This is a genomic window from Sanyastnella coralliicola (assembly GCF_030845195.1).
Lineage (GTDB): Bacteria > Bacteroidota > Bacteroidia > Flavobacteriales_D > Sanyastnellaceae > Sanyastnella > Sanyastnella coralliicola.
The window spans coordinates 1,106,639-1,127,463 of sequence record NZ_CP132543.1 but is presented as its reverse complement, the minus strand read 5'-3'; the positions used below and the strand labels follow the sequence as shown (position 1 = coordinate 1,127,463).

Genomic DNA, 20,825 nt, shown 5'->3' with positions numbered 1-20,825 from the left:
AACCCTCCTACTCTTCAGACCTCATCCCACGTATTCGTTGGGCCATCGCAATAGTCAATAACACTCCGGCTGGAATAACTAAGAACTGAGAATAGCCTAGTTCACCCGTTCCAATCTCTGTGATAAACAAAATGCCAATCAAGGCGATGATCATGTATACAAACGTGATGATCGAAACAAAAATTCGAGCCAAACTCGTTTGATGCCAAGTACGTACTAAATCTAGATTCAATTCATCCTCATCAAGCAAAGTTGATTCGTGAATTACCGCTGGTGCTTTGTAGTGCAGATAGACTAGGATTACCCAACCCAGATGAAGGCAGTTAACTAAACACGCTGAAATACTCCCCAATTCAAGAAATAACGACAAGGCATAAAGAATGGCGAAAAAGGAGCCTAGTAGTCCGACATAGTTTTTCAAGGAATGAAAGTGTTCGTCTAGTTGACGTATTTCGATACACGAATCATCCCGATAATGAAGGCCACCATAGAAATGATTAACCCAGTCCCGATGATCATTATAAAGACTTGCATGATGCCTTCGTAGTCTTGTAAATCGCTCAGGCACATGTATCCTACTCCTCCGAATAGCAACGATGGTAACAACCCAATTAAGGCCATCCACCAGCCATAGGTTCTGCTCAATCGAAATTGCTTTTGCCCCAATTCCTGCGCATCCAAAGTGGATTCGTCAGCGACCATCACCAAGCTAGAACGATCCCATACATTGGAATAGTAAACCCCAGCTGATACATAAGCCCAGGCTCCTAAAAATCCCAGAATTCCAGCAATAAACTCCTTAGCCACAAAACCGAGAATGACGAGAACGATAGAGGCGAGCGCTAGTCCTGCAGAGCCTATAAATCCGTAAATATCGGTACGTCGTGTGGGTAGTGGCATAGCCAAAGAAAGGATATTATTCATGGTTGTAAGGTGAAGGTACGAGAAGAGAACGAGGAATTGGGGAAGATATTCTTACCCACTCTACCGAATCAAATTCACATGCCCTGTCACAATCTCGCTTTCCTCAGCGCCTTTGAGGCGGTATTTGACCTGCCAGATGTAAGTGTCTGTTTGAACGTAGTATTCACCTCCATCACGGAAGTCTCCTAGCCAGACAGCATCCATATCATTGGTTTCGAAGACTACCATGCCCCATCGGTCAAAGATGAGGAGCTCATAGAAATCTACCATCCCTTCTCCAACAATCTCTGGACGGAAGACGTCGTTCACGTTGTCACCATCAGGAGTGAAGGCATTAGGAACGTAGATATTGAATTGGTCGTCGATAGTCACCTGGCCTACGGCGCGGTCTTCACAACCATAGATGTTTTGTACCGTGAGCTCAATGAGATAAACTCCCGGAAGCTCGTAAATGTGTGACGGATTCTGCTCACTTGATAAATAACCGTCACCAAAATCCCAGAACCATGAGAATGGGTCAAATGACTGGTCAACAAAGTCGATTTCTGGAGAGTAGATCGTCGTTTCTTCCGGACTAAAAGTAAAGTCAGCAATCGGCAATGGGTACGCCTGTACTTGGTTGTCAACAAACATGGTATCGACACAGCCTTGATCGGTAGTAACGATCAATTGGACATCGAAATATCCATCGTCACTGTACGTGTGCGTAGGGTTTGGCAATGTACTCACCCCTCCGTCACCGAATGTCCATTGGTAATCGATGATCGTTCCGTCAGACTCATTGGTGAAACTCACCGGAAGGTCAATACAACCCCAGGTTGGATTGGCGGTATAAGAAGCTGTTGGAGCTGGGTGCACGATGAATGGTTCCGTTTCGCTAGTCTCGCAACCGTACGCATTACTCGCTGTGAGTGTAACGTCCCAGGTTCCGATTTGATCGAAGGTGATCTCCGGTTCTGCCAAGTCTGAGTTTCCAAATGGAGCGAAGTCCCACTCATATCCATCAGCAAACTGGGTGTTATTGAATGTCTGAAGTGTAATTGGGAATGTACAACTCTCTGTCTCAGACAAACTAAAGTCGGTGATCGGGGTTGGCGATACGATGATATCCATCTGGAATGTATCCGCACACAACTGCAGGTTTTCTGAGATCAATGTCACCGTATACAAAGCCGGTTCCGCTGTATCGTTGAAGAAAGTATGAGTCACATCCGGACCATTGCCCGTCTCATTATCACCGAAGTCCCATTGATAGAAGTTACCGTTCTGCGTGTCGTTGTTGAAGTTCACGACAAACGGACTACATCCTACCTGATCAGCTACACTAAACTCGGTCTCAGGAGCTGCAAATACGGTGAATGGCTGCGTCAACGTCGCTTCACATTCGTTGAACATGGACGTTGCCGTGATGGTCACGTCAAAGGTTCCTCCATCTTGATAAAGGTGTGTTGGGTTGGTGAGGTCCGTTTCGGTTCCATCACCTAGGTCCCAGATCACGTTATTGACGTCTTCTGATAGGTTGATGAATTGAACTGGTTGATTCTCACATACGTTCGGAACATCGGTGGTGAAATCGAGTTCAGGTGAATCAAATACCACCACTTGCGCTGTCGTTGTGTCGAAACTACAACCGTTGTTCACATACTGGTAGATCGTGTACTCTCCAGCTTCAGTGAAGGTGTGCACCGGGTTCGGATCGTTTGAGAGGTTGTCATCACCAAAGTCATAGGCAATCACCGTACCCCCTTCCGAGAAGTCGGTAAACTCTACTGTAAGTGGCTCACAACCTTGCGTCGTATCTGTATTGAAGAACGCTGTCACTGTATTCGGCAACACCGTGATGGTATAAGCGAAAGTATCCACACCACATTCATTCGTGGTGATCAATGTGATGGTGTAATCTGTTGGCAGCGAATCTGTGTAGAACACGTGAGAACCAGGTTCCTCGAGAGCGCTACCAGTACCGTCACCAAAGTCCCACTCATAGATATCAGGGTTACCTACGCTGGTGTTATTGATCTGTGCATCCCAAGGCGTACAGAACTCGTCGTAATCAGTTCCAAACCCAGCAACCGGCTGTGGGAATACCGTGACGGTGTCTACAGCGATGTCAGTCCCACAGAAATTGTTTGCCGTTAGCGACACTTCGTATTCAAGAACGTCATCACCTTGCTGGTAAATCACATTGGCAGGAACAGTATCAGTTGTTGTCGTTACTGAGAGATCCCATTCAAAATCGAGGTATTGTCCAATGGCGTTATTCTCGAAGGCCACTTCCAACGGAGCACACCCTTCATCCGGTGTAATCGTCAATGCCGCTGTTGGCGGATCAATGATCTCATTCGAAATTACCAGTGTATCTGAACATCCCCAGTCATGAGCTACGATAAGCTCAATATCGAAGATTCCTTCATCTGGGTAGGTGTATTCAGGGTCAAACCCTGTGGATGTATCTCCGTTGCCCCAATCCCAATCGTAGGTGGCAGCTACATCAGAGTTATTCGTCACATCTACTGGGCCATTAGTACATCCTAAAGGTGCTACAGTGAAATCTGCCAGAGGTGAAGGAAGAATTCCAACCACTACATTCACTGTATCAGCACACCCCGTGTTTGGATCTGTATACCAGTAGAAAATATCATTGTCAATGTCTGTAGGAACAGCCGGATCATAGGTTCCGTTTACCGGATCAAACACCCCTACTCCTTCCCAAGTTCCGCCGATAGGCGAGAATTCAGGAAGTGGCGAAATCCCAACATTATCACACAGAGAAGTGTCAGTCGCGATAATCTGAGGCAAAGGCAATACCGTTACCTCTGTGGAGTCAATCGTATAACACGTTCCGCTTCCAAATTCCAAGTAAAGCGTAAACGTTCCATCACCTGAAACCAACGGATCGAAGATACCTTCAGCAGCATCAACCACTCCATCACCACTCCAAGTCACATTGTCAGTCGGAGTGTATCCCAGAAGTTCGTATTGACCGTTGTTCAAGCACATCTCTTGCACCGGACCAGCCTCTGCAATCACCGGTGGAACAACCTCCACTTGAATACTATCGAGATTAACACATCCAGCAATGTCCGTGAAAGTGTAGTAAAGTGTGTAGTTCCCTACTCCAGGACTCGTGAATTCGCCATCGGCGTTGGTGATACCTGTTCCAGTCCATTCTCCTGTCGAAGTCATATCTGGTAGTGGAGAGAAACCGGTGAGTGTCTCTGCAATAGGTTGATCACAAAGTGTCAGGTCTGGTCCTGCGTCAACTACAGGCAGGCCGTTCACATTGACAGTGACATCATCAGAAGCCTGACATCCTTCGACGTCAGTTACTTCAACAGTGAATGTGGTCGTTGATACAGGTGATGCCCATGGATCTGCAATAGCTGCATCACTTAAGCCTACTCCAGTCCATGTGTAGTCTGTGATGGCTCCGTTAGGTGAGCTCGCTAGCGCGGAAAGTTGAGTACTGTCTTCTTCACAAATGAACTCTTCTAACCCAGCGTCTACTGTTGGCAGTTCGAATACCGTGATTTGGAGATCATCAGAAGTCTCACATGTTCCGACACCAATGGTATAGGTAAGATCGAATGTTCCTGTTTCTGTAGGGCTGAAAACTCCTTCTGGAGTAACGTTGTCACCTGTCCATGTACCGCCATTTGCGAGTACTTCATCAGCACCATTCAAACACAAGCCCAAATCAGGACCAGCGTTAGCCAAGGTCGGATCAATCACTGTCACATCACATGAATCAATGTTGGTACAACCAGCGATGTTGGTGAATGTATAGTATACGGTGAATGTTCCAGGCTGCGACGGAGTGAATAAACCATCTACATCGATGTCTGGTCCACTCCATTCTCCAGTCTCTCCTGCTCCAGCGATAGGTGAGAACCCTGTGAGTTGCTCCCCAATTGGCTGGTTACATAAGATGATGTTTGGCCCAGCTTCAACTACAGGACTAGAAAGGACGTTTATCGTTACGTCATCTGAATCTACACAACCATTATCGTCAGTCACCGTGAATGTGAACACCGTGGTAGTCGTTGGTGAAGCATAGGTATTCGGATCAGTGACATCAGAGATGAATGGCGACGCCAACCATTCTTCAGTCGCATACGGCAATTCGCCTCCTGAAACTGCGGCTCCTAATTGAATGCTATCCCCTTCACAGATGTTGTCATCCATCCCGGCATCAACAACAGGAAGCTCAAATACTTCCACTTCAATTTGATCTGTTGAAAGACAAGAACCTCCACCAAGTTCATAAGTTAAAGTGAATGTGCCCACCGTGTTTGGTGTAAACAAGCCATCAACACTTACATCTGTTCCTGACCAAGTTCCTCCTGGAGTCACAGGTACCAACTGCTCTGCTGGAGAGAGTTGACAAATCTCTAAATCCGGACCTGCATCTGCCGTTGTTGGAGCGATAACGTCTACTTCAAGGTCATCTGAATTGGTACAACCATTCGCATCAGTGAATGTGTATGTCAGCGTGACTAGCCCAGTGCCTGATGGGGTGAATTCACCACCCGCTGTTACGTTCGGACCAGTCCATGTACCTCCAAGAGGAGAAAAGCCGGTTAATTGCTCAGCAACTGGTTGATCACATAAGGTGACGTCTGTTCCTGCATTCACAGCAGGCAATGGATTGACCGTTACAGGCACATTCGTTTGTCCGACGCAGCCATTCGCATCAGTAACACTCACAGTGTAAGTCTCAGAAAACGGTGGACATGCTTCCGGAGTTGGACTTGAAGGATCATCAAGCGTTCCTGCAGGAGTCCAGTTGTAAGTGGTATACGGAGCTTGTCCCCCAGAAACACTCACTGCCAAGTCTACACAGTCTCCTGCACAGATTTCAAATGTTCCATCAGGGACAACAACCGGCAGTGGATTGACATCGATAGTAATGGAAGCCGTTCCAATACATCCTGCGGCACTGTACCCAGTAACCTCATAGGTGGTTGTGCTCGAAGGGTTCACCGTTGCTTGGTTACCATTGATCACATTCAAACCAGGTGCTGGAGTCCAATCATAGGTAACTGCGCCGTTGGCAGTTAATGTTGTTGCTTGCCCGTTACAAAGTTCATCGTCAACTGCAGAAAGTGTAACCGTTGGTGCGGTTTCAACCAAAAACGACTCGCTATCTGACCCTACACCACACTCATTCTCAATGGTGATGGTCACAGTGTAGTTACCCGTATTGGGATAAGAGACATTCGGAGGGTTGGCCCCATTAAAGGAATCCGGAGTTCCGCCAGTGAAATCCCAGTCGTAGGAAGAAATGGTCCCTCCCCCATTATCGTAGGATACTATTGGTGTCACGTTCGTTCCCTGACATGCACTAGGTATAGGTGAAAGATCCACCGCTGGTGGTTCCACTACCGTCACTTGTTGGGTATAAATGTCGGTTCCACAGAGGTTCGTCACATTGAGTTCAATGGTGTAGGTCCCTTCTTGAGTGAAAGTGAACTCTGGGTCAATGGCGGTAGTTGAACCACTTGATACAAACCAGCCCGTATTCGGTGTAATTTCCCAGAGGTATGATTCGTTATCACAGTTGTTCAGCGAAGAACTCAGATTCGTTGTAGGTACCTCCAAAGGCGCACATCCCGAAACAGGATCTATGGCGAACAGCGCTTCCGGAGGAGTAGTGACACAAATATCAATGCTTACCTCGTCGTCTCCACAAGGGTTCGCTCCTACCATGGTGATGGTGTAGGTTCCCGGATCAAAAACAGCCGAGAAACTATCCGGATCCGTCAAGCTACCTCCGGTTACCGTCCAACCTGAAGCTGGCTCAATAGACCAGTTCGCGGTCATTAAGTTTGTACAGTTCCCGTTGTTGTTGAAATTCGAGTTGGTAGAAACGTTCGTGAAGGTGAATGGCGAACCTGCACATCCTTCAGTTCCAGGGAACACATCCATCGCAGCGGTTGGTGCGCTAGAAGTCTGAATAGGCTCAATCGTTGCCGCTGAGAATCCACAGGGGTTTTCTGCGATAATCTGCACATAAAAGGAATTCGCGAAACCTCCCAAACTCGTGAAATCACAAGACGAGATATTGAAAGTATGCTCTACGCTGGCGGGTGGCGGGTGCACAAACGTCTCTGGAGGCGAACCATCAGAGAAGGTAATCGTGTATTCCGTACCTGGAGAGTTGTTCTCGTAGTTCGTTAATGGGAAGACCAGCGTATTCGGAGCACATAAGTTGATCGTTGCCCCAGGGTTCGCCAATCCAATTGAAGGGTTCGACCCTGCGAAGACTTCGTAGTTCGCTGTATTCTCACAACCATTGTCACCGGTTACGGTCACCGTCAAGTTGTAGAAACCTTCTGATGTGTAGGTATGCGTCAGCGAGGTGAATGACGGATCATCGTAAGGAGCACTCGCATCGCCCCAATCAATGAAGTAATTGGTATTGGTACCTGTGGTTGTCGATCCGTTGTTAATCGTCAAATCGAAAGTTACCTGCCCCTGAGCACCACACATTACGAATGGCGTGAAGATGTCGGCGTCAGTAATCGTCGGATCTGGTGACTCTTGCACATCCACTGTTTGTGAAAATGAATCCACACATCCGTTGGAATCGGTCACTGTGAGCGTTACCGTGAAGGTCGTGTTGCCATTACCAGGTGCCACAAACTCATGAGAAGGGTTCTGCTGAGTTGAAGAATTCGATGGCGCTCCCGGATTGCCGAAGTTCCAATCATAGCTCAACCCATTTCCTGAAGAAGTGCTAGTGAAATTCACTGTTGTCCCACCACATTCTCCGTTCGGAGAGAAGTTGAAATCTGCTTCTGGTGATGGTAGTACAGTAACGGTGATCTGGTCGCTTTCGCCACCACAACCTCCACCGGTCATGTTCACGGTGTATGTTGTCGTAGAGTTAGGAGTGACTGTTGGGTTCTCCCCGTTTCCAAGGCCATTGGACCATTGCACACCTACTCCTCCTCCACCTTCAACGATGGTAGGGGAACCTCCTAGGGTTACTGTTTCTCCTTGACAAATAGTAATATCATCGCCGGCATCTACCTCACATTGGGTAAAGGCGATCTGTGCGAATAGAACCAGGCACAGTGATAGAGAGTATTTCAGCCAGTTAGCTCGGTCAGTCATTGCTCGGGGCAAAGTTACACCATTTTATACGCGCACGTGCGCAGGTACTATTTAACAGTCGAGGGTAGGAGTCAAAAGGTTGCACGTCTTTTCGTAGACCGTGGACCATGGACTGTGGACCGCGTTCTGCATTCCGCGTTCTGCATTCCGCAATCCGCGCTCCGCGTTCCTACAACTTCACTACGCGTTGGTTGAATGAATCTCCGGCTTGGGTGTCTACAACGAGCACGTAGCTTCCAGCTGGAAGGTCGGAGAGATCCAGTTGGTTTACTGGACCTTGCGCCTGTTGCGTGAATACCACACGTCCGTTCATGTCGAATACTTGGATTTGCTTTACCATCAATTCGCTTACGCGAACGAAGATTTCTCCTGTGGTAGGATTCGGAGAAATGTTGAGGTACTGATCAGAAGTCGCTTCTGTCACATTCACGAATGCGTTTGCACACGGACGGTAAGTTCCAGGACACTCCTTAATCCCCACACCAAAGGGCTCGAGGAAAAGGTGGAGTTTCTGATCGTCTGAATTCGGATTGAAATCCCAGTGGTAGCTCATCTTACCGTAGTAATCAGGCTCGTTTGGACCAGTTCCGGCTCCTGCCCCACCATTGGTGCATGCCGAAAGTCCGGCGCTGAGTGTTCCAACGATCAAACCATCGTTATTGAAGATTGGTGATCCTGAGGAACCACCTTCTGTCACACCGTGGTCAGTTTCTGTTTGTGTCCAAACCACTTGCCAGTGGCTACCTGGAGCTCCTAGCCAAACGCTTTGAAGGTTTGACGTGTAAGTTGATACTTTCTTGATGTCTCCAGCTGGGTGGTGAATGCCTACCCCGCTACCAGATCCAGATCCTGAAGCATCCCAACCTGCGAAGTACGGGTTCCATGCATCTGGGATATCGTCTTCTACTTCCAACAACAAGAAATCTGATCCTTCGAAGCCTCCAGCACCATTGTCATTGCTATCCGCCACATGGAATACACCGGTTCGGTTTCTTGAGCTTGAAAAGCCCCCTGTACCACATGGGTCGTCAGATGGACGCTCATAGTTGAATCGCACCTGAAGGAATGCAAAATCATCATCTGAAACACCGTCAGCACAGTGCAAAGCGCTCAATAAGTATTGCTTACAATCAAGGGTTGTATTGTTGACCATCGCTCCTGAACACAGGAATTGTTGTCCGCTATCTGTAATACGAAGACGAACAACTGCATCACGCTGTTCTTCCCAACCGTCGATCTCAGGACAATTCACATCGACTTCACAAGGCTGCGAGCCTCCGCGTTGTCCGTTCAATTCTGCTGGCGGGTAAGCGTATCTGAAGATGTATCCGATGGCCATTACGTTTAACGAAGGTGTTCCGATCACTTCCGCTGTTTGAACGTATTCTACCACGATGTTTTCACCCCAAATATCGTTGGTCATAAATCTACCGTGGTCGTTGTTTTCTTCGTGACCAATTGGACCTTCAAAGTATTGCTTATCAGCATCGTAGATGTATAGTTTACTTCCCACCGGTAGGTGGAATTGATCAAAGTAAACACAGATCGCTTGCGCCGCATCACTATGGAAATTCAATCGCCAGATGGAAGTCCCGTCGTTGAGTTCAGTGTGATCAGCCAACGAAAAGAAATCAAAATCATCATAGCGAAGCTGGCCTTGCATAGTGCGCCCTTCCTCTTCTTCATAGCGGTTTGCTTCTTGCATCAGCTGATCAAAGTGGAATGGAGCGAAGTCAACAGTTGGAGCTTCATCGAGGTAAGTATGGAAGAAACTTGGCGGTTGTTGTCCAAAGGCCACCACAGTCATACATACGAGGATTGAGGAAATGATACTTTTCATCGGGCATACATTTGCTCCAAAGGTAGCACTTGTACTTGGTCTACCCTTGTAGGATTTTGCCCGAATCCAGCGATGCTACCAATCCTTGTCAAGATGCGACGAATAACGCTTAAATAAGATCTCGTGCTTGAATCCAGGCCGAAGACGCTGGTCTTATTCTATTTTTAGTTTGTGAAAAGGCCTCTCCGCAAATACCTCAAACGCACACGCCAGGTGATTACGCTGGCCTTTGTGGTGTGGTTCATCGGATGTTTGCCAAACCCCTTGTTTGATAAACCTAACTCGCCAAGCCTTTACGACCGAAACGATAAGCTCCTCGCAGCGAGGGTTGCTGAAGACGGTCAATGGCGCTTTGTAAAAGGAGATTCAGTCCCAGAGCGCTTTGCCGCGGCTATTGTCGCATTTGAAGATCGCCACTTCTACAAACACCCCGGTGTATATCCTCCATCACTGGCCAGAGCACTGTGGGAGAATCTCACAGAGGGAAAAGTGGTTCGCGGCGGTAGTACGATCACGATGCAAGTGATTCGCATGAGTCGAGACAATCCTGGAAGAACCTATTTCGAAAAATTTACTGAGATCTTCCGTGCCCTGCGATTAGAGTTTTCATACTCGAAAGAGGAGGTACTCGCCCTCTATTCAGCCAACGCACCGATGGGTGGAAACGTTGTTGGACTAGAAGCAGCCTCCTGGAGGTACTTCGGCTGTTCACCTCATCAATTAACCTGGGCTGAATCAGCCACGTTAGCAGTTCTTCCAAACGCACCTTCTTTAATTCACCCTGGTAAAAATCGAGATTCATTAAAAGAAAAGCGCAATCGACTTCTTCAAACGCTCTTCGAAGAAGGACACTTCGATGCCCTCACTTTGGAACTCAGTTTAGAAGAAGAACTACCCCTTGCACCTAAACCATTGCCTCAACAAGCAATGCATCTTCTCAATGAACTGGAACAAGAGAAAGGTCAACAACGTTTCCCCTCTACGCTCGATCAAAATGTACAGTCATCAACGCAAAATATCGTCGATCGACACCATACTCATCTTAGCTCAAATTTGGTACACAATGCTGCAGCAATTGTTGTTGAAACAGAAACCGGAGAGGTGGTCGCATACATCGGAAATGCCTCGAAATCTGATAGAAATCGACACGTAAATATTGTCACTGCTCCTCGTTCACCTGGCAGTGCCCTGAAGCCATTTTTATACATGGCTATGCTCGATAAAGGTCTACTTTCACCTGAAGAACTCATCGAAGATACTCCGCTCAATCTCAGGGGATTCAACCCTAACAACTTCGATAAAAAGTTTAACGGAATGGTTCCTGCGCACGAAGCCTTGGCAAGATCACTAAATGTACCCGCAGTAATCGAACTTCAACGCTATGGAGTGGCGCCTTTTAAACAGCAACTCAATCAGCTTGGTTTCGAGCATTTGAATCGATCAGCAGATCACTATGGGCTGTCATTAATACTAGGTGGTGGTGAAGTCACCTTATGGGAATTGGCCAATGCCTACCGCATGATGGGTGAACACGTGTTGAGCTATGTCGAAACCTCTGGTCGTCCACCTGCGAAGTGCGCTTCTATTTATGTTGATCCTGAGAAGGCATTGAATGAAGAATTTGCGCGCAGATTCTCCCCAGGGTCATCCCATGCATGTCTTGAAGCACTGAAAAACGTAAAACGTCCAGTCTCGGAATTGGGATGGGAGATGATGGATGGCAGCCGTTCGATTAGCTGGAAGACGGGCACGAGTTATGGTTTTCGAGACGCATGGGCCGTGGGCGTTACTGCCAAGTACACCGTGGCCGTATGGGTGGGTAATGCTGATGGCACAGGAAGACCAGGTGTCATTGGTGCACAAGCGGCTGCACCGTTGATGTTCGACATCTTCGACGCCTTGCCCGAGCGTGGGAACTTCCCTACCCCTCATGATGACCTGGTAGAGGTGGAAACGTGCATCCACTCAGGGATGATTGCTGGACGAAACTGTCTGCGCACCTCTCCTGCCCTAATCCCTTCGTCCTCTTATGGGACGGAGGTCTGCAAATACCATCAGAAGATTCACCTTTCACCTGATGGGAACTACCGCGTTCATCTTGAATGCGCTCCCGAAGTTGTGGATACAACGTGGTTTGTGCTTCCTCCTGTAGAGGCATGGTACTATGCCCAGAGCCACCCTGAATACAGTTACCTACCTGATTGGCATCCAGCATGCGACGCGGCCTCAGAAGTGCATCATATGGCCATTATGCAACCGAAGCACGGAGATCAGCTTGTTAGAGCGCGTGATCTTGATGGAATCCTTCAACCCTTGGTCTTTGAATCCATCGCTCCTTCGGGTACCTTGCTCCATTGGCACCTAGATGATAACTACCTCGGATCTACACGAGGAATCCATCAATTAGAAGTGGAGCCAAGCATTGGCAATCACGTCTTGATGATTCTCGACGAAGCGGGAAACAGCGATCTCGTCGCTTTCCAAGTAGGTGTGGTGCGATAATCCTACCTTTGCCCCATGGGTAAAATCCTTGCATTTGACTACGGCGGAAAGCGTACCGGCTTAGCTATTACTGATGAACTTCAGATAATCGCTAGTCCGCTTGAAGGCATTGACACCAAAGACATTTGGGATCACATTCAACGTCTAATGAACTCTGAAAAGATCTCTGACTTTGTCGTAGGCGACCCGTCCATGTTCGGTGAAGCCACAGATAGCTCGGCCATTATCGATCAATTCTGTAAAGACCTAGCCAAGAAATATCCAGCCATTCCCCTGCACCGCGTTGATGAATCATACAGCAGTCGTGATGCCATGCAAGCCATGGTCGCTGGCGGAATGCGAAAGAAGAATCGCCGAAACAAGAAGAATTTGGATATGGTCTCCGCCGCAGTAATCCTCCAAAGGTATTTGGAGACGAGGGTCTAGAGTCTAGAGTCAAGAGTCTAGGGACTAGAGTCTAAATACTAAGGACTAAAGACTAAGGACTAAGGACTAAAGACCAAGAACTAATACAAGCACGGACGCCGGATGCCGGACGCCGGACGCCGAATGACTACTTCTTAAACACCTCAATCTCACGTGTCTCCGTCACCAAATCGGTGAACTTACCTTCGAAACGTGTTGCGCGAACGATGTGGTTATCAATCCAGTGGTAATTGCCTCCGCGTGGTTTGCCCATGAGTAGTGCGTGGTAGCGGATGTTGTGCTTCTTTAGCCACACTTCAGTTACCTCACGATGAGCTTCTGTGCGCGACGTGAAGAAGGTGATGATGTGTCCTTCTTCGTACCACTTCTCCATGATTTCCAATGCATCTGGGAAGGGTTCACAGGTGGCCATGCGCTCTGGCTCTTCGTTTGGGACGTCTTCAGTAATAGTTCCGTCGATGTCGATAAGGAAGTTCTTTACTTCATCAGGAAGTACCGGTGAGGCATTGTTTCCTGCTGCGTCTTTCGCGTTCTCTAAGTGATGAGCCATGGTTAGTGTATTTTCAACACTAAGGTAATTGATTGCTTTTACTTTTCGTCTGCGATCACCAAAATTCCGGGTTCTAACGGACGCATTTCTTTCAACAGGATATCCACTAGGTTAGCTTGAAAGCCTGATTCCAATCCAAAGAAATTCTGCTTCCTTTCTTGGAAACTTCCGCCAGGGAAAACGGTATCATGAAGATTCTCGAGTTGGCGCAATGACGTCTCTTGCCTGTTCTTCCACGCCTTCTCCATTGACTTTTCAATTCCCTCAATCTCCTTGAGTTGTCGCTGCAAGCTCCCCTCTACCTTCTTATTCAATGATTGATCCACTTCTGTTGCTTTCGACTTTATCTCCTCAAAGATGGAAGCGATGCTAGCTTTTGCTTCGTCTAAGCTGAAGTCTACGGAGGTATTTGCATCCAGCCATGCGCGGGTGAAGTCTTCTGGTCTCTCGTTGAAGAGGTCGTTGATTTCTAAGCTGAGTTTTTTGACTTTCGCTAGCGCGGAAGCGCTCAGGATCAATGCACCGTTTCTCGGTAAAAGGATTGGGAAATCCACTTCCATTACATCAAAGAAAGACTTCAGTTGGATCCAGTAACTCATTTCCCCAGGTCCACCGATGTAGGCGATGTTAGGCAAGATGACCTCTTGGTATAGCGGTCGCATAACTACGTTCGGACTGAATCGTTCGGGATGCGCTTGAAGTTCAGATTGAATCTCGTCGAGAGACCATGTATGGTCTGTATCAACACCCTTTACTTGCTCCCCTTGCCTAGACAATCGAATACGCTCATTGTCTGTAAGGTAGAAGAGATTGATGTCTCGAGGATTCACTTGAACCTTGTACCCAAGCTCTTGAAGCTGTTGGTTCTGTTGTGTTACGTATTGCTTCCCTACACCTTCATCGATATCGCGCCACATATGTCCTGCGAAAGCTCTTTTCAGCTCTGCGTCATCGGCATCAATCACTACTAATCCTTCGTGACCAAAAAGCTCATTCACTAGTGTTCGCGTGGCTGATGCTAGGTCTTGGGCATTCGCATAGGCCTCAAGTACTTTCCATTTCGGGTGATCATCATCCCAGCGCAGGATTTCTTTGACTTGAGCTGCTAACGCAGGAAGTCCGTCAGTGCTCATGCGTCCGACAGCCCCTTCATTCGCTCGCTCCCACTTCAACTCTTGTCTGAAGAAGGTCGTGTGGTCAATCTCATCAAGGTCGTGGTCTTCTGTTGCCATCCAATACACTGGAATGAAGTGCTTCCCAGGGTGCAATTCATTCAGTCTTCGAGCAAGACTTATGGTGTGAATGATTTTGTAAAAGAAGAAGGCCGGACCGGTGAAGAGGTTGAGCTGATGACCAGTAGTCACCGTGAACGTTTGCTCATCTTCGAATTTCTCCAGCTGTTGTGAGACTTCTGGAACAATGTGCTCTCCGTATTGTAAGCGGATGCGTTCCGCCGTTAGGCGACGAATAGAAGCATGAAAACGGCGAGAAGCAATGGCTTTTTCGAATCCATTTTCATCTGCAAACTGATTGATAAGAGGCTGGATTTGTGCCTGTTGACTCAACAAATCACGAACCCCTTGAGGGATTAAGTCGAGATCAAGATGTGCGATAGATTGGATGATCATGCTGCGAAGGTACACAGCATTTGCGTCATGATTAGCGCAAAAGGTTCACAGTTCCTTGGTGACGCTCTTTATGCTTTTCACCATCTTCTGTGATTCGTGTGAACGACAGTTCCCAGACGTACATGTCAGTGGAGACGGGACCTCCAGACATACTGCTTCCATCCCAGCCCATGCGAGTTACGGATGTTTCGAATACTAAGTCACCCCATCTGTTATAAATGCAGAAACGGTAGTCTTGCATGTCGTCTGGCACAACAGGAGCGAAAATGTCATTATCCCCATCTCCGTTTGGTGTGAAGGCATTGGGGATAAAGAATGAAGGTTCAATTTCATCATCAATGATAACCACCGGATCTGGCTCGCTATCATCTTTTTCACTTGATTCTTCTTGAATTTCAGGGTTAACGATGTCGATGCTCACTTTGTCTACGAAGTAGTAAGCGAATTGTGCATTGTTACCGTCGAAGTACTCAATCGTCTTATCCGCGTCATCTCCGAACACACCAATGGTCATGTCGGTGTAAGCAGCATCAGCAATGAAGCTAAACGTGAACTCTTGCCATTCGCGATCATAAAGTGCTGTCTGTCGGCGGAACTGCGGAGTCAACATCAATGGTTGATTGCCATTCTGTGCCGGTGCACTCGTGGTGAAAGCTACTCCCATGTGACTCGTTCCTAGTCCTGCGTTTGAGAAGTCAGTCACATACCCGTTCGAAATGTGGAAAGACACCACATATTTCTCACCAGGAATCAACGCAGCACCAAGCTGTGTGCTGATGTACTCACGATACTGTGTTCCTTTCGTTCCCGTAGCAATAAAGCCCATGATAGCCTCACCTTCATAGGCATTAATCATAGCAATAGGCGTCTCAGGAAGGTCTCCTCCTAATGAACCATTGTTATGAAAGTAATCTGGGGACGCGATAGCCGAACCGGCATTGTTCCAACCGTCAACGAGTGTCCATTCACCTGTATTGGACGGCAAGGCAGAAGAAGTTTCGAAACCTCCATTCTGAACCTGCGCGCTAGCTCCTAAAGTGCTAGCAATGTATAAACATACTACAGCGAATTGACGCATGTGCCGGGCTAATTGGTCAGAGTAAAAATACACAGAATTCCGCAGGAGTTCAAGAAACTCCGGTATTATGACGCGCTTGTTGGGTATAAGGTTGCCTCCTGATTCCGGCGTCCGGCACCGGGCTTCCGTGGGGTTTTGTTACCAGGGTTTGTAGGACTGACGGGGTATTACGCAGATGATTCTGAATCACTTATGATTCTCATTTACAAATTTTATCAATTGGGAATACAACAATTACATACTTCGAAGCGTATTTAATACAGAGAGTTTAGTTCTAATCTCTACCCGAGAAACCTGCAAGGTCCTGGCTAGAGAAGATTCTAAAGTTGTTTTGGTTAAGGTAAGGCAAGGATGTAACGACGTCCTTGCCTTTTTCTATTCCGCTTTGCGTCATAGAGGAACGCGGATTGCGGAACGCGGTCTACGGTCCACGGTCCACGGTCTACCGCGTTAGCGGCCGAAATGGTATTGTACTCCTAGGTTGACGTGCGTGAGAATACTTCTGTACTCAACGAACTCATTCTCTTTCATTGGGTTGAAAGGGAAACCGCCATTGAGGGTGGCTAGGAACCACCATCTTCGATCCATTTTGAATCGTCCGCCGATGCTGAAGCGTGGGGTGATGGAGAATCGGTTGTAGATATCGCCTTTTTCCAACTCACTTGTCTGGTACAGAATCGGTTCGCTTCCACGATCTGGTAACAGGTAGATGTCTGGAGACTTTCCCGTCAGGAACATTCGAACGTCAGCGAAGATGCCTGCGCGAAGGGTGAACTCTCGGTTTATCTCTCTTTCGTAGACTAATCCTACTGGTAATCGTAACCATGAAGTTTGGATTGCCTCTTGACTGAGTGTCATTTCGATCGTGTCTGTCTCCGAACCGATGTCGTAACGGAAGAGGAGGATTTGATCTAAGGTATTCTTATCAAAAGAGGCAAACGATAACAGGCTGTCATCGAGTTGGGTTTGATCTAGGGTATAATTGAAACCATTGACAAAATCGATGGCTAATCCAGTGTGGACCAGGAATCCATCTCTTCCTACGGCACGTTCTATATGTCCGCCTATTCCCATTCCGCTTCCTCTTCTTAGGTCTGGACCAACAAAAGCATTGAGGCTGCTGTAACCATCCACTTTTGATTTCATCCCATCGATGGGAGCGTAACCTGAAACATCGAATCCGATTCTCCACGTCCCTAATTTCAAACGTGGTCGTTCTTTTTCTTCGGGTTCGAGTTGATTGCTGGAGGTTGATGAGCTGTCATACACCACTTCCCTTTCTACGATCAGTGTTTTGCCGCCGAGAATAATGGTGTCGTTTTCGAGAATGAATGGCGTCGTAGATGCTTCCGCCTGAAAGGCGAGAAAAAAAGAAAAGAGCAGCAGCCAGTAGGCTCTGCTCTTTCTCATATGATCTTGTTGAAGCATTTGCATTATCAGTCCTCTCGGAGGGCTAATATAGCTTATTCCGCATCAGTCACTTCGATTTTCACCGGCAGTGTGAGGTAGATCACATCTGCGTCAGAATCTAGCTGCGTAAGCAAGTTGTCTAGATTCGGTTCATTAACCATGTCTAACCAATTCGCAGGGATCTGAGCGGCTTCTCGTGTTTTTACACACGGCATAGCTTCGGCAGCGTCATGTAGCACACAATCGGCTGCGGGCTCTTCCGTTACCTGGGCTACTTGCAAGTGCTGGTTGTTCAATGGTTGTCCATTGTCAGCTGCACCTTGCTGGGCCTGAGTAGCATCAGGACGGATAGGGGTAGGTTTAGTATAGATCGTGTTGTTCGTGCTTGGGGCTACGTACACATCCTCCTCTATCACATCTCCTTCACTTTGTGCTACGTAAGCAATACGTTGGTTCCCTGCATTGAGATCAAGTGATGCATCGAATGCTTGCACTCCTTGGTGCTGAGCATTGCCTCCAAGTAGGTAGGCTGCTCCGAGACCGGCCGCTAGGATCAAGCCTCCGGTGTAAACGTTCAATCTGTTCCAGGCGAAAGAGAAGAACCCAGGGTTTTGCATTTGACTGCGAATTCCTGCGTACGTTCCCTTCGGAGGGGCTACTTCTGCATTGTGCAGCCCTTCACGGAACATCTCAAATAGTGGGTCATCATGCCGCTTCATCATATCCTCACAAGTTTATCTTACTCATTTCCAACAGCTCTCGCTGAAGGTATTTCTTAGCTCTAGACAGCTGCGACTTCGAAGTATTAATGTCGATGTCTAGCGCTTCGGCTATTTCTTTGTGTTTATAGCCTTCAACTACATACATGTTGAAGACCATTTTATAACCAGCAGGTAATTTGTTGATGGCATTCATCAGCTCTTCCTGCGAAAACTCTGCGTTCTGGTCAGGACCAAGGTCATCGTAGAGTTCGTGTGACTCCGATACATCGTCGTGGTACGCATGCTTGAGATTTCGTCGGTAGAATGTAATGGCCGTGTTGACCATAATTCTTCGGATCCATCCTTCGAAAGACTTTCCAGGTGAATACATCCCAATGTTCTTGAAGATCTTCACAAATCCTTCTTGCAGTACGTCCTCGGCGTCAAACTGATTACGAGTATATCGCAGACAGACAGCGAACAGCATCCCAGAGTAACGCTCATACAGAGCGTCCTGCGACTTGCGCTTGTTCTTTTTACATCCTTCTATGATCTCTCGTAGATCCGTCATTTTCACCAAAGTCACTAGCAAGACGCGCACCTTTCAAAAAGGGTTGCGCCGGTGTAGGAAAAATATGGAAGTTGGAAACGCGGGGTGCGGAGCGCGGTGACAGAACAAAACGAACCCACATGTCGACGGCTATTTAGAAATTGCTCTAAACGTCAGGCGCATCAATGCGCCGCTAATGGACCAAAAAGTCCACATCAAAGTCCTTTAGCGGTGCATTCATGCACCATTTAATGCTCGGTTTGCGGTCTACGGTGGACGGTGGACGGTGGACGGTGGACGGAAATTAAAGCTTCCCCGAACTCCATACCCAAGAACCAAAAACCAAAAACCAAAAAAAAATGCCACTGAAAATTCAGCGGCATTTTTTGCAAGGACGGTTTTAATTAATCACAAGTAGAACCAAAACCAGATAAGAAAATAAGAAGGTCAGATGCGTTAACTAGACCATCGCCATTTAGGTCGCTTTGACATTCATTGATGTCACCGCAATTACCTATATTTTCGTTTAGGTCATCACAACCATTAGCGTTCGTGTCAGTATTCATGGGGTCAGTGGAAGTAACGAACACTTCCGCTCCGTCTGTAAGACCATCGCCATCGGTATCTTGAATCAATGGATCTGTGCCCCAGATGTTTATCTCTTCTGCGTCGCAAAGTCCGTCATTGTCTGTATCAGGACTTTGAATGACTGTTCCCGTTCCATCCGTTTCACCGCTGCATACGGCACATGCATCATTTTCAGGAGCATAGATACAGTTTCCGTCATCCGTGGTGGCATTTTCATTGTAGTTACATGCGGTTGGGTCTAGGCATCCTGTTTGATTACATCCACCTCCGATCTCGAAAGCATCAGATCCGAAAGACTCACCGTCTCCGGTTTCAGCGGTATCAAGATCTCCTGTGGCTACCACGACCCCGTTTTCGGTAAAAGTATAGGTTGCTCCGTTCCATCCATCACCAAAGGTGTCGACCATTTCAAACGTGTAGCAGTCAGCAGGCATACAGTAGCTCGTAATTCCGGCTCCACCTGAAGCAAAAACGGCACCGTTGTTATCAAGTATAGTCCACTCAATTTCGCTGTCAAATGATCCTCCACCTACGGTGAGTTCGACACAGTTATCAAAACAGCAAGACCCATTGTCATTGGTTGCATTTTCATTGTAGTTACACGCTAGTGGGTCGGTACAGCCGTTAACTACCCCGGTTGTCTCTGTGAGTACAATACCTGCGATTTCTGGGTTGGCAATACCCATCGTTCGTGGATTTGATAAATTTCCAGATGCATCAACTGAGTAGAGCATGTCTAAATCAGTCACCAAATAAGAGCCTGGCTGCTCATAACACATGGCAATAGTCCATGGAAAAGAGTCTAACAGACCAGGATTCATCATAGTCTGGTTTGGGATGGACGCAGCGCCGTAGTCCACTTGCTGCCACCAGTAGAAGTCACTTCCAAAAGGTGAGCCTCCTCCCCCTTCGATTCTGTACATCTGATCGCTCGATTGGTCATAAACCAACGCTTGAGCAAATCCTCCCCAGAGATCAAAATCAGCCAAAATAGTCAGCGCCCCAGTAGAGACGTTTATGGTACAGAACCGTGAAGGAGTATCATCGTTGCTGGCGGTCATTGCATAGAGTGTTCCATCTGATGTAAACTGCATGGTTTCCATGATGTAGCTAATCGAGCCGATTTCAGTTACGGTTTGTGCATCGATATCCACTAGACCAAAGCTTCTGACTCCGCTCCCTTCATCGACCAAGGCATAAATCTGTCCATCAACCGGGTTTCGAGCTATTCCATAAAAACCAGCAATGTTTCCAAAGTTCATTGACATGGAGTAAGTATTCAGTACGATACCCGTCGCAATTTCAACTTCATAGATATCTTCACTATTTCCAGAAGCCATGTAACACGTTTGTGCGCTGAGGTCTACCATCGCAAAGAATAGCAACACGGCTAGCACATTTTTCAGTAATCGTCTCATTCTCTCGGTTTTTAAGTATTAAGGTTATGATCGTTCTTATTGGATGGACCTGCGGTTGAACCGCAGGTCCATTTGGAATTGAACCTTCTGA

At 47.4% G+C, this 20,825-nt stretch carries 13 protein-coding genes; 2 read left to right on the top strand and 11 right to left on the bottom strand.

The annotated features are described in order from the left end of the window. Positions 1–7 precede the first annotated feature (7 nt). The 4 genes from RA156_RS04725 to RA156_RS04710 form a co-directional block, all read right to left on the bottom strand. The gene (locus RA156_RS04725; protein WP_306643256.1) at positions 8–421 is read right to left on the bottom strand and encodes a hypothetical protein; all 414 of its coding nucleotides are present in this window, start codon (positions 419–421) and stop codon (positions 8–10) included. A 17-nt stretch (positions 422–438) separates the two neighbouring features. Next, the gene (locus tag RA156_RS04720) at positions 439–924 is read right to left on the bottom strand and encodes a hypothetical protein (protein WP_306643255.1); all 486 of its coding nucleotides are present in this window, start codon (positions 922–924) and stop codon (positions 439–441) included. 60 nt (positions 925–984) lie between these two features. Beyond that, positions 985–8,043 (bottom strand): PKD domain-containing protein, encoded by a 7,059-nt coding sequence (locus tag RA156_RS04715; RefSeq protein WP_306643254.1) that lies wholly within the window; start codon positions 8,041–8,043, stop codon positions 985–987. 169 nt (positions 8,044–8,212) lie between these two features. Beyond that, positions 8,213–9,883: a T9SS type A sorting domain-containing protein gene (locus tag RA156_RS04710; protein WP_306643252.1), complete on the bottom strand. Its 1,671-nt coding sequence runs from the start codon at positions 9,881–9,883 to the stop codon at positions 8,213–8,215. Between the two features lie 171 nt (positions 9,884–10,054). Between RA156_RS04710 and pbpC the strand changes: the two genes are divergently transcribed. Both pbpC and ruvX read left to right on the top strand, forming a co-directional pair. Next, positions 10,055–12,385 carry a penicillin-binding protein 1C gene (pbpC, locus tag RA156_RS04705; RefSeq protein ID WP_306643250.1) on the top strand — a complete coding sequence of 777 codons (2,331 nt, stop codon included), beginning with the start codon at positions 10,055–10,057 and terminating at the stop codon, positions 12,383–12,385. 15 nt (positions 12,386–12,400) lie between these two features. Beyond that, positions 12,401–12,811 (top strand): Holliday junction resolvase RuvX, encoded by a 411-nt coding sequence (gene ruvX / locus RA156_RS04700; protein ID WP_306643249.1) that lies wholly within the window; start codon positions 12,401–12,403, stop codon positions 12,809–12,811. Between the two features lie 127 nt (positions 12,812–12,938). On the opposite strand, the gene RA156_RS04695 is transcribed toward ruvX, so the two are convergent. The 7 genes from RA156_RS04695 to RA156_RS04665 all read right to left on the bottom strand — a co-directional run bounded on the left by RA156_RS04695 (position 12,939) and on the right by RA156_RS04665 (position 20,734). Next, the gene (locus RA156_RS04695; RefSeq protein WP_306643248.1) at positions 12,939–13,361 is read right to left on the bottom strand and encodes an LNS2 domain-containing protein; all 423 of its coding nucleotides are present in this window, start codon (positions 13,359–13,361) and stop codon (positions 12,939–12,941) included. A 38-nt stretch (positions 13,362–13,399) separates the two neighbouring features. Continuing rightward, positions 13,400–14,989, bottom strand: coding sequence for a bacillithiol biosynthesis cysteine-adding enzyme BshC (gene bshC / locus RA156_RS04690; protein ID WP_306643246.1), 1,590 nt, complete (start codon positions 14,987–14,989; stop codon positions 13,400–13,402). A gap of 31 nt (positions 14,990–15,020) precedes the next feature. Beyond that, positions 15,021–16,067: a T9SS type B sorting domain-containing protein gene (locus RA156_RS04685; RefSeq protein ID WP_306643244.1), complete on the bottom strand. Its 1,047-nt coding sequence runs from the start codon at positions 16,065–16,067 to the stop codon at positions 15,021–15,023. A gap of 450 nt (positions 16,068–16,517) precedes the next feature. Next, complete coding sequence (locus RA156_RS04680; protein WP_306643242.1) at positions 16,518–17,477, bottom strand: hypothetical protein; 960 nt, start codon at positions 17,475–17,477, stop codon at positions 16,518–16,520. Between the two features lie 53 nt (positions 17,478–17,530). Continuing rightward, complete coding sequence (locus tag RA156_RS04675) at positions 17,531–18,199, bottom strand: hypothetical protein (RefSeq protein WP_306643240.1); 669 nt, start codon at positions 18,197–18,199, stop codon at positions 17,531–17,533. A 4-nt stretch (positions 18,200–18,203) separates the two neighbouring features. Further along, entirely contained in the window at positions 18,204–18,749 is a 546-nt protein-coding gene (locus RA156_RS04670) for an RNA polymerase sigma factor (RefSeq protein WP_306643238.1), read from the bottom strand. A 383-nt stretch (positions 18,750–19,132) separates the two neighbouring features. Further along, positions 19,133–20,734, bottom strand: coding sequence for a hypothetical protein (locus RA156_RS04665; RefSeq protein WP_306643236.1), 1,602 nt, complete (start codon positions 20,732–20,734; stop codon positions 19,133–19,135). Between the last annotated feature and the right edge of the window lie 91 nt (positions 20,735–20,825).

Coding starts and splice junctions, on each gene's coding strand:
- RA156_RS04720 (WP_306643255.1), bottom strand. CDS start 924: ATGAATAATATCCTTTCTTTGGCTATGCCACTACCCACACGACGTACC.
- RA156_RS04715 (WP_306643254.1), bottom strand. CDS start 8,043: ATGACTGACCGAGCTAACTGGCTGAAATACTCTCTATCACTGTGCCTG.
- RA156_RS04710 (WP_306643252.1), bottom strand. CDS start 9,883: ATGAAAAGTATCATTTCCTCAATCCTCGTATGTATGACTGTGGTGGCC.
- ruvX (WP_306643249.1), top strand. CDS start 12,401: ATGGGTAAAATCCTTGCATTTGACTACGGCGGAAAGCGTACCGGCTTA.
- RA156_RS04695 (WP_306643248.1), bottom strand. CDS start 13,361: ATGGCTCATCACTTAGAGAACGCGAAAGACGCAGCAGGAAACAATGCC.
- bshC (WP_306643246.1), bottom strand. CDS start 14,989: ATGATCATCCAATCTATCGCACATCTTGATCTCGACTTAATCCCTCAA.
- RA156_RS04685 (WP_306643244.1), bottom strand. CDS start 16,067: ATGCGTCAATTCGCTGTAGTATGTTTATACATTGCTAGCACTTTAGGA.
- RA156_RS04680 (WP_306643242.1), bottom strand. CDS start 17,477: ATGAGAAAGAGCAGAGCCTACTGGCTGCTGCTCTTTTCTTTTTTTCTC.
- RA156_RS04675 (WP_306643240.1), bottom strand. CDS start 18,199: ATGATGAAGCGGCATGATGACCCACTATTTGAGATGTTCCGTGAAGGG.
- RA156_RS04670 (WP_306643238.1), bottom strand. CDS start 18,749: ATGACGGATCTACGAGAGATCATAGAAGGATGTAAAAAGAACAAGCGC.
- RA156_RS04665 (WP_306643236.1), bottom strand. CDS start 20,734: ATGAGACGATTACTGAAAAATGTGCTAGCCGTGTTGCTATTCTTTGCG.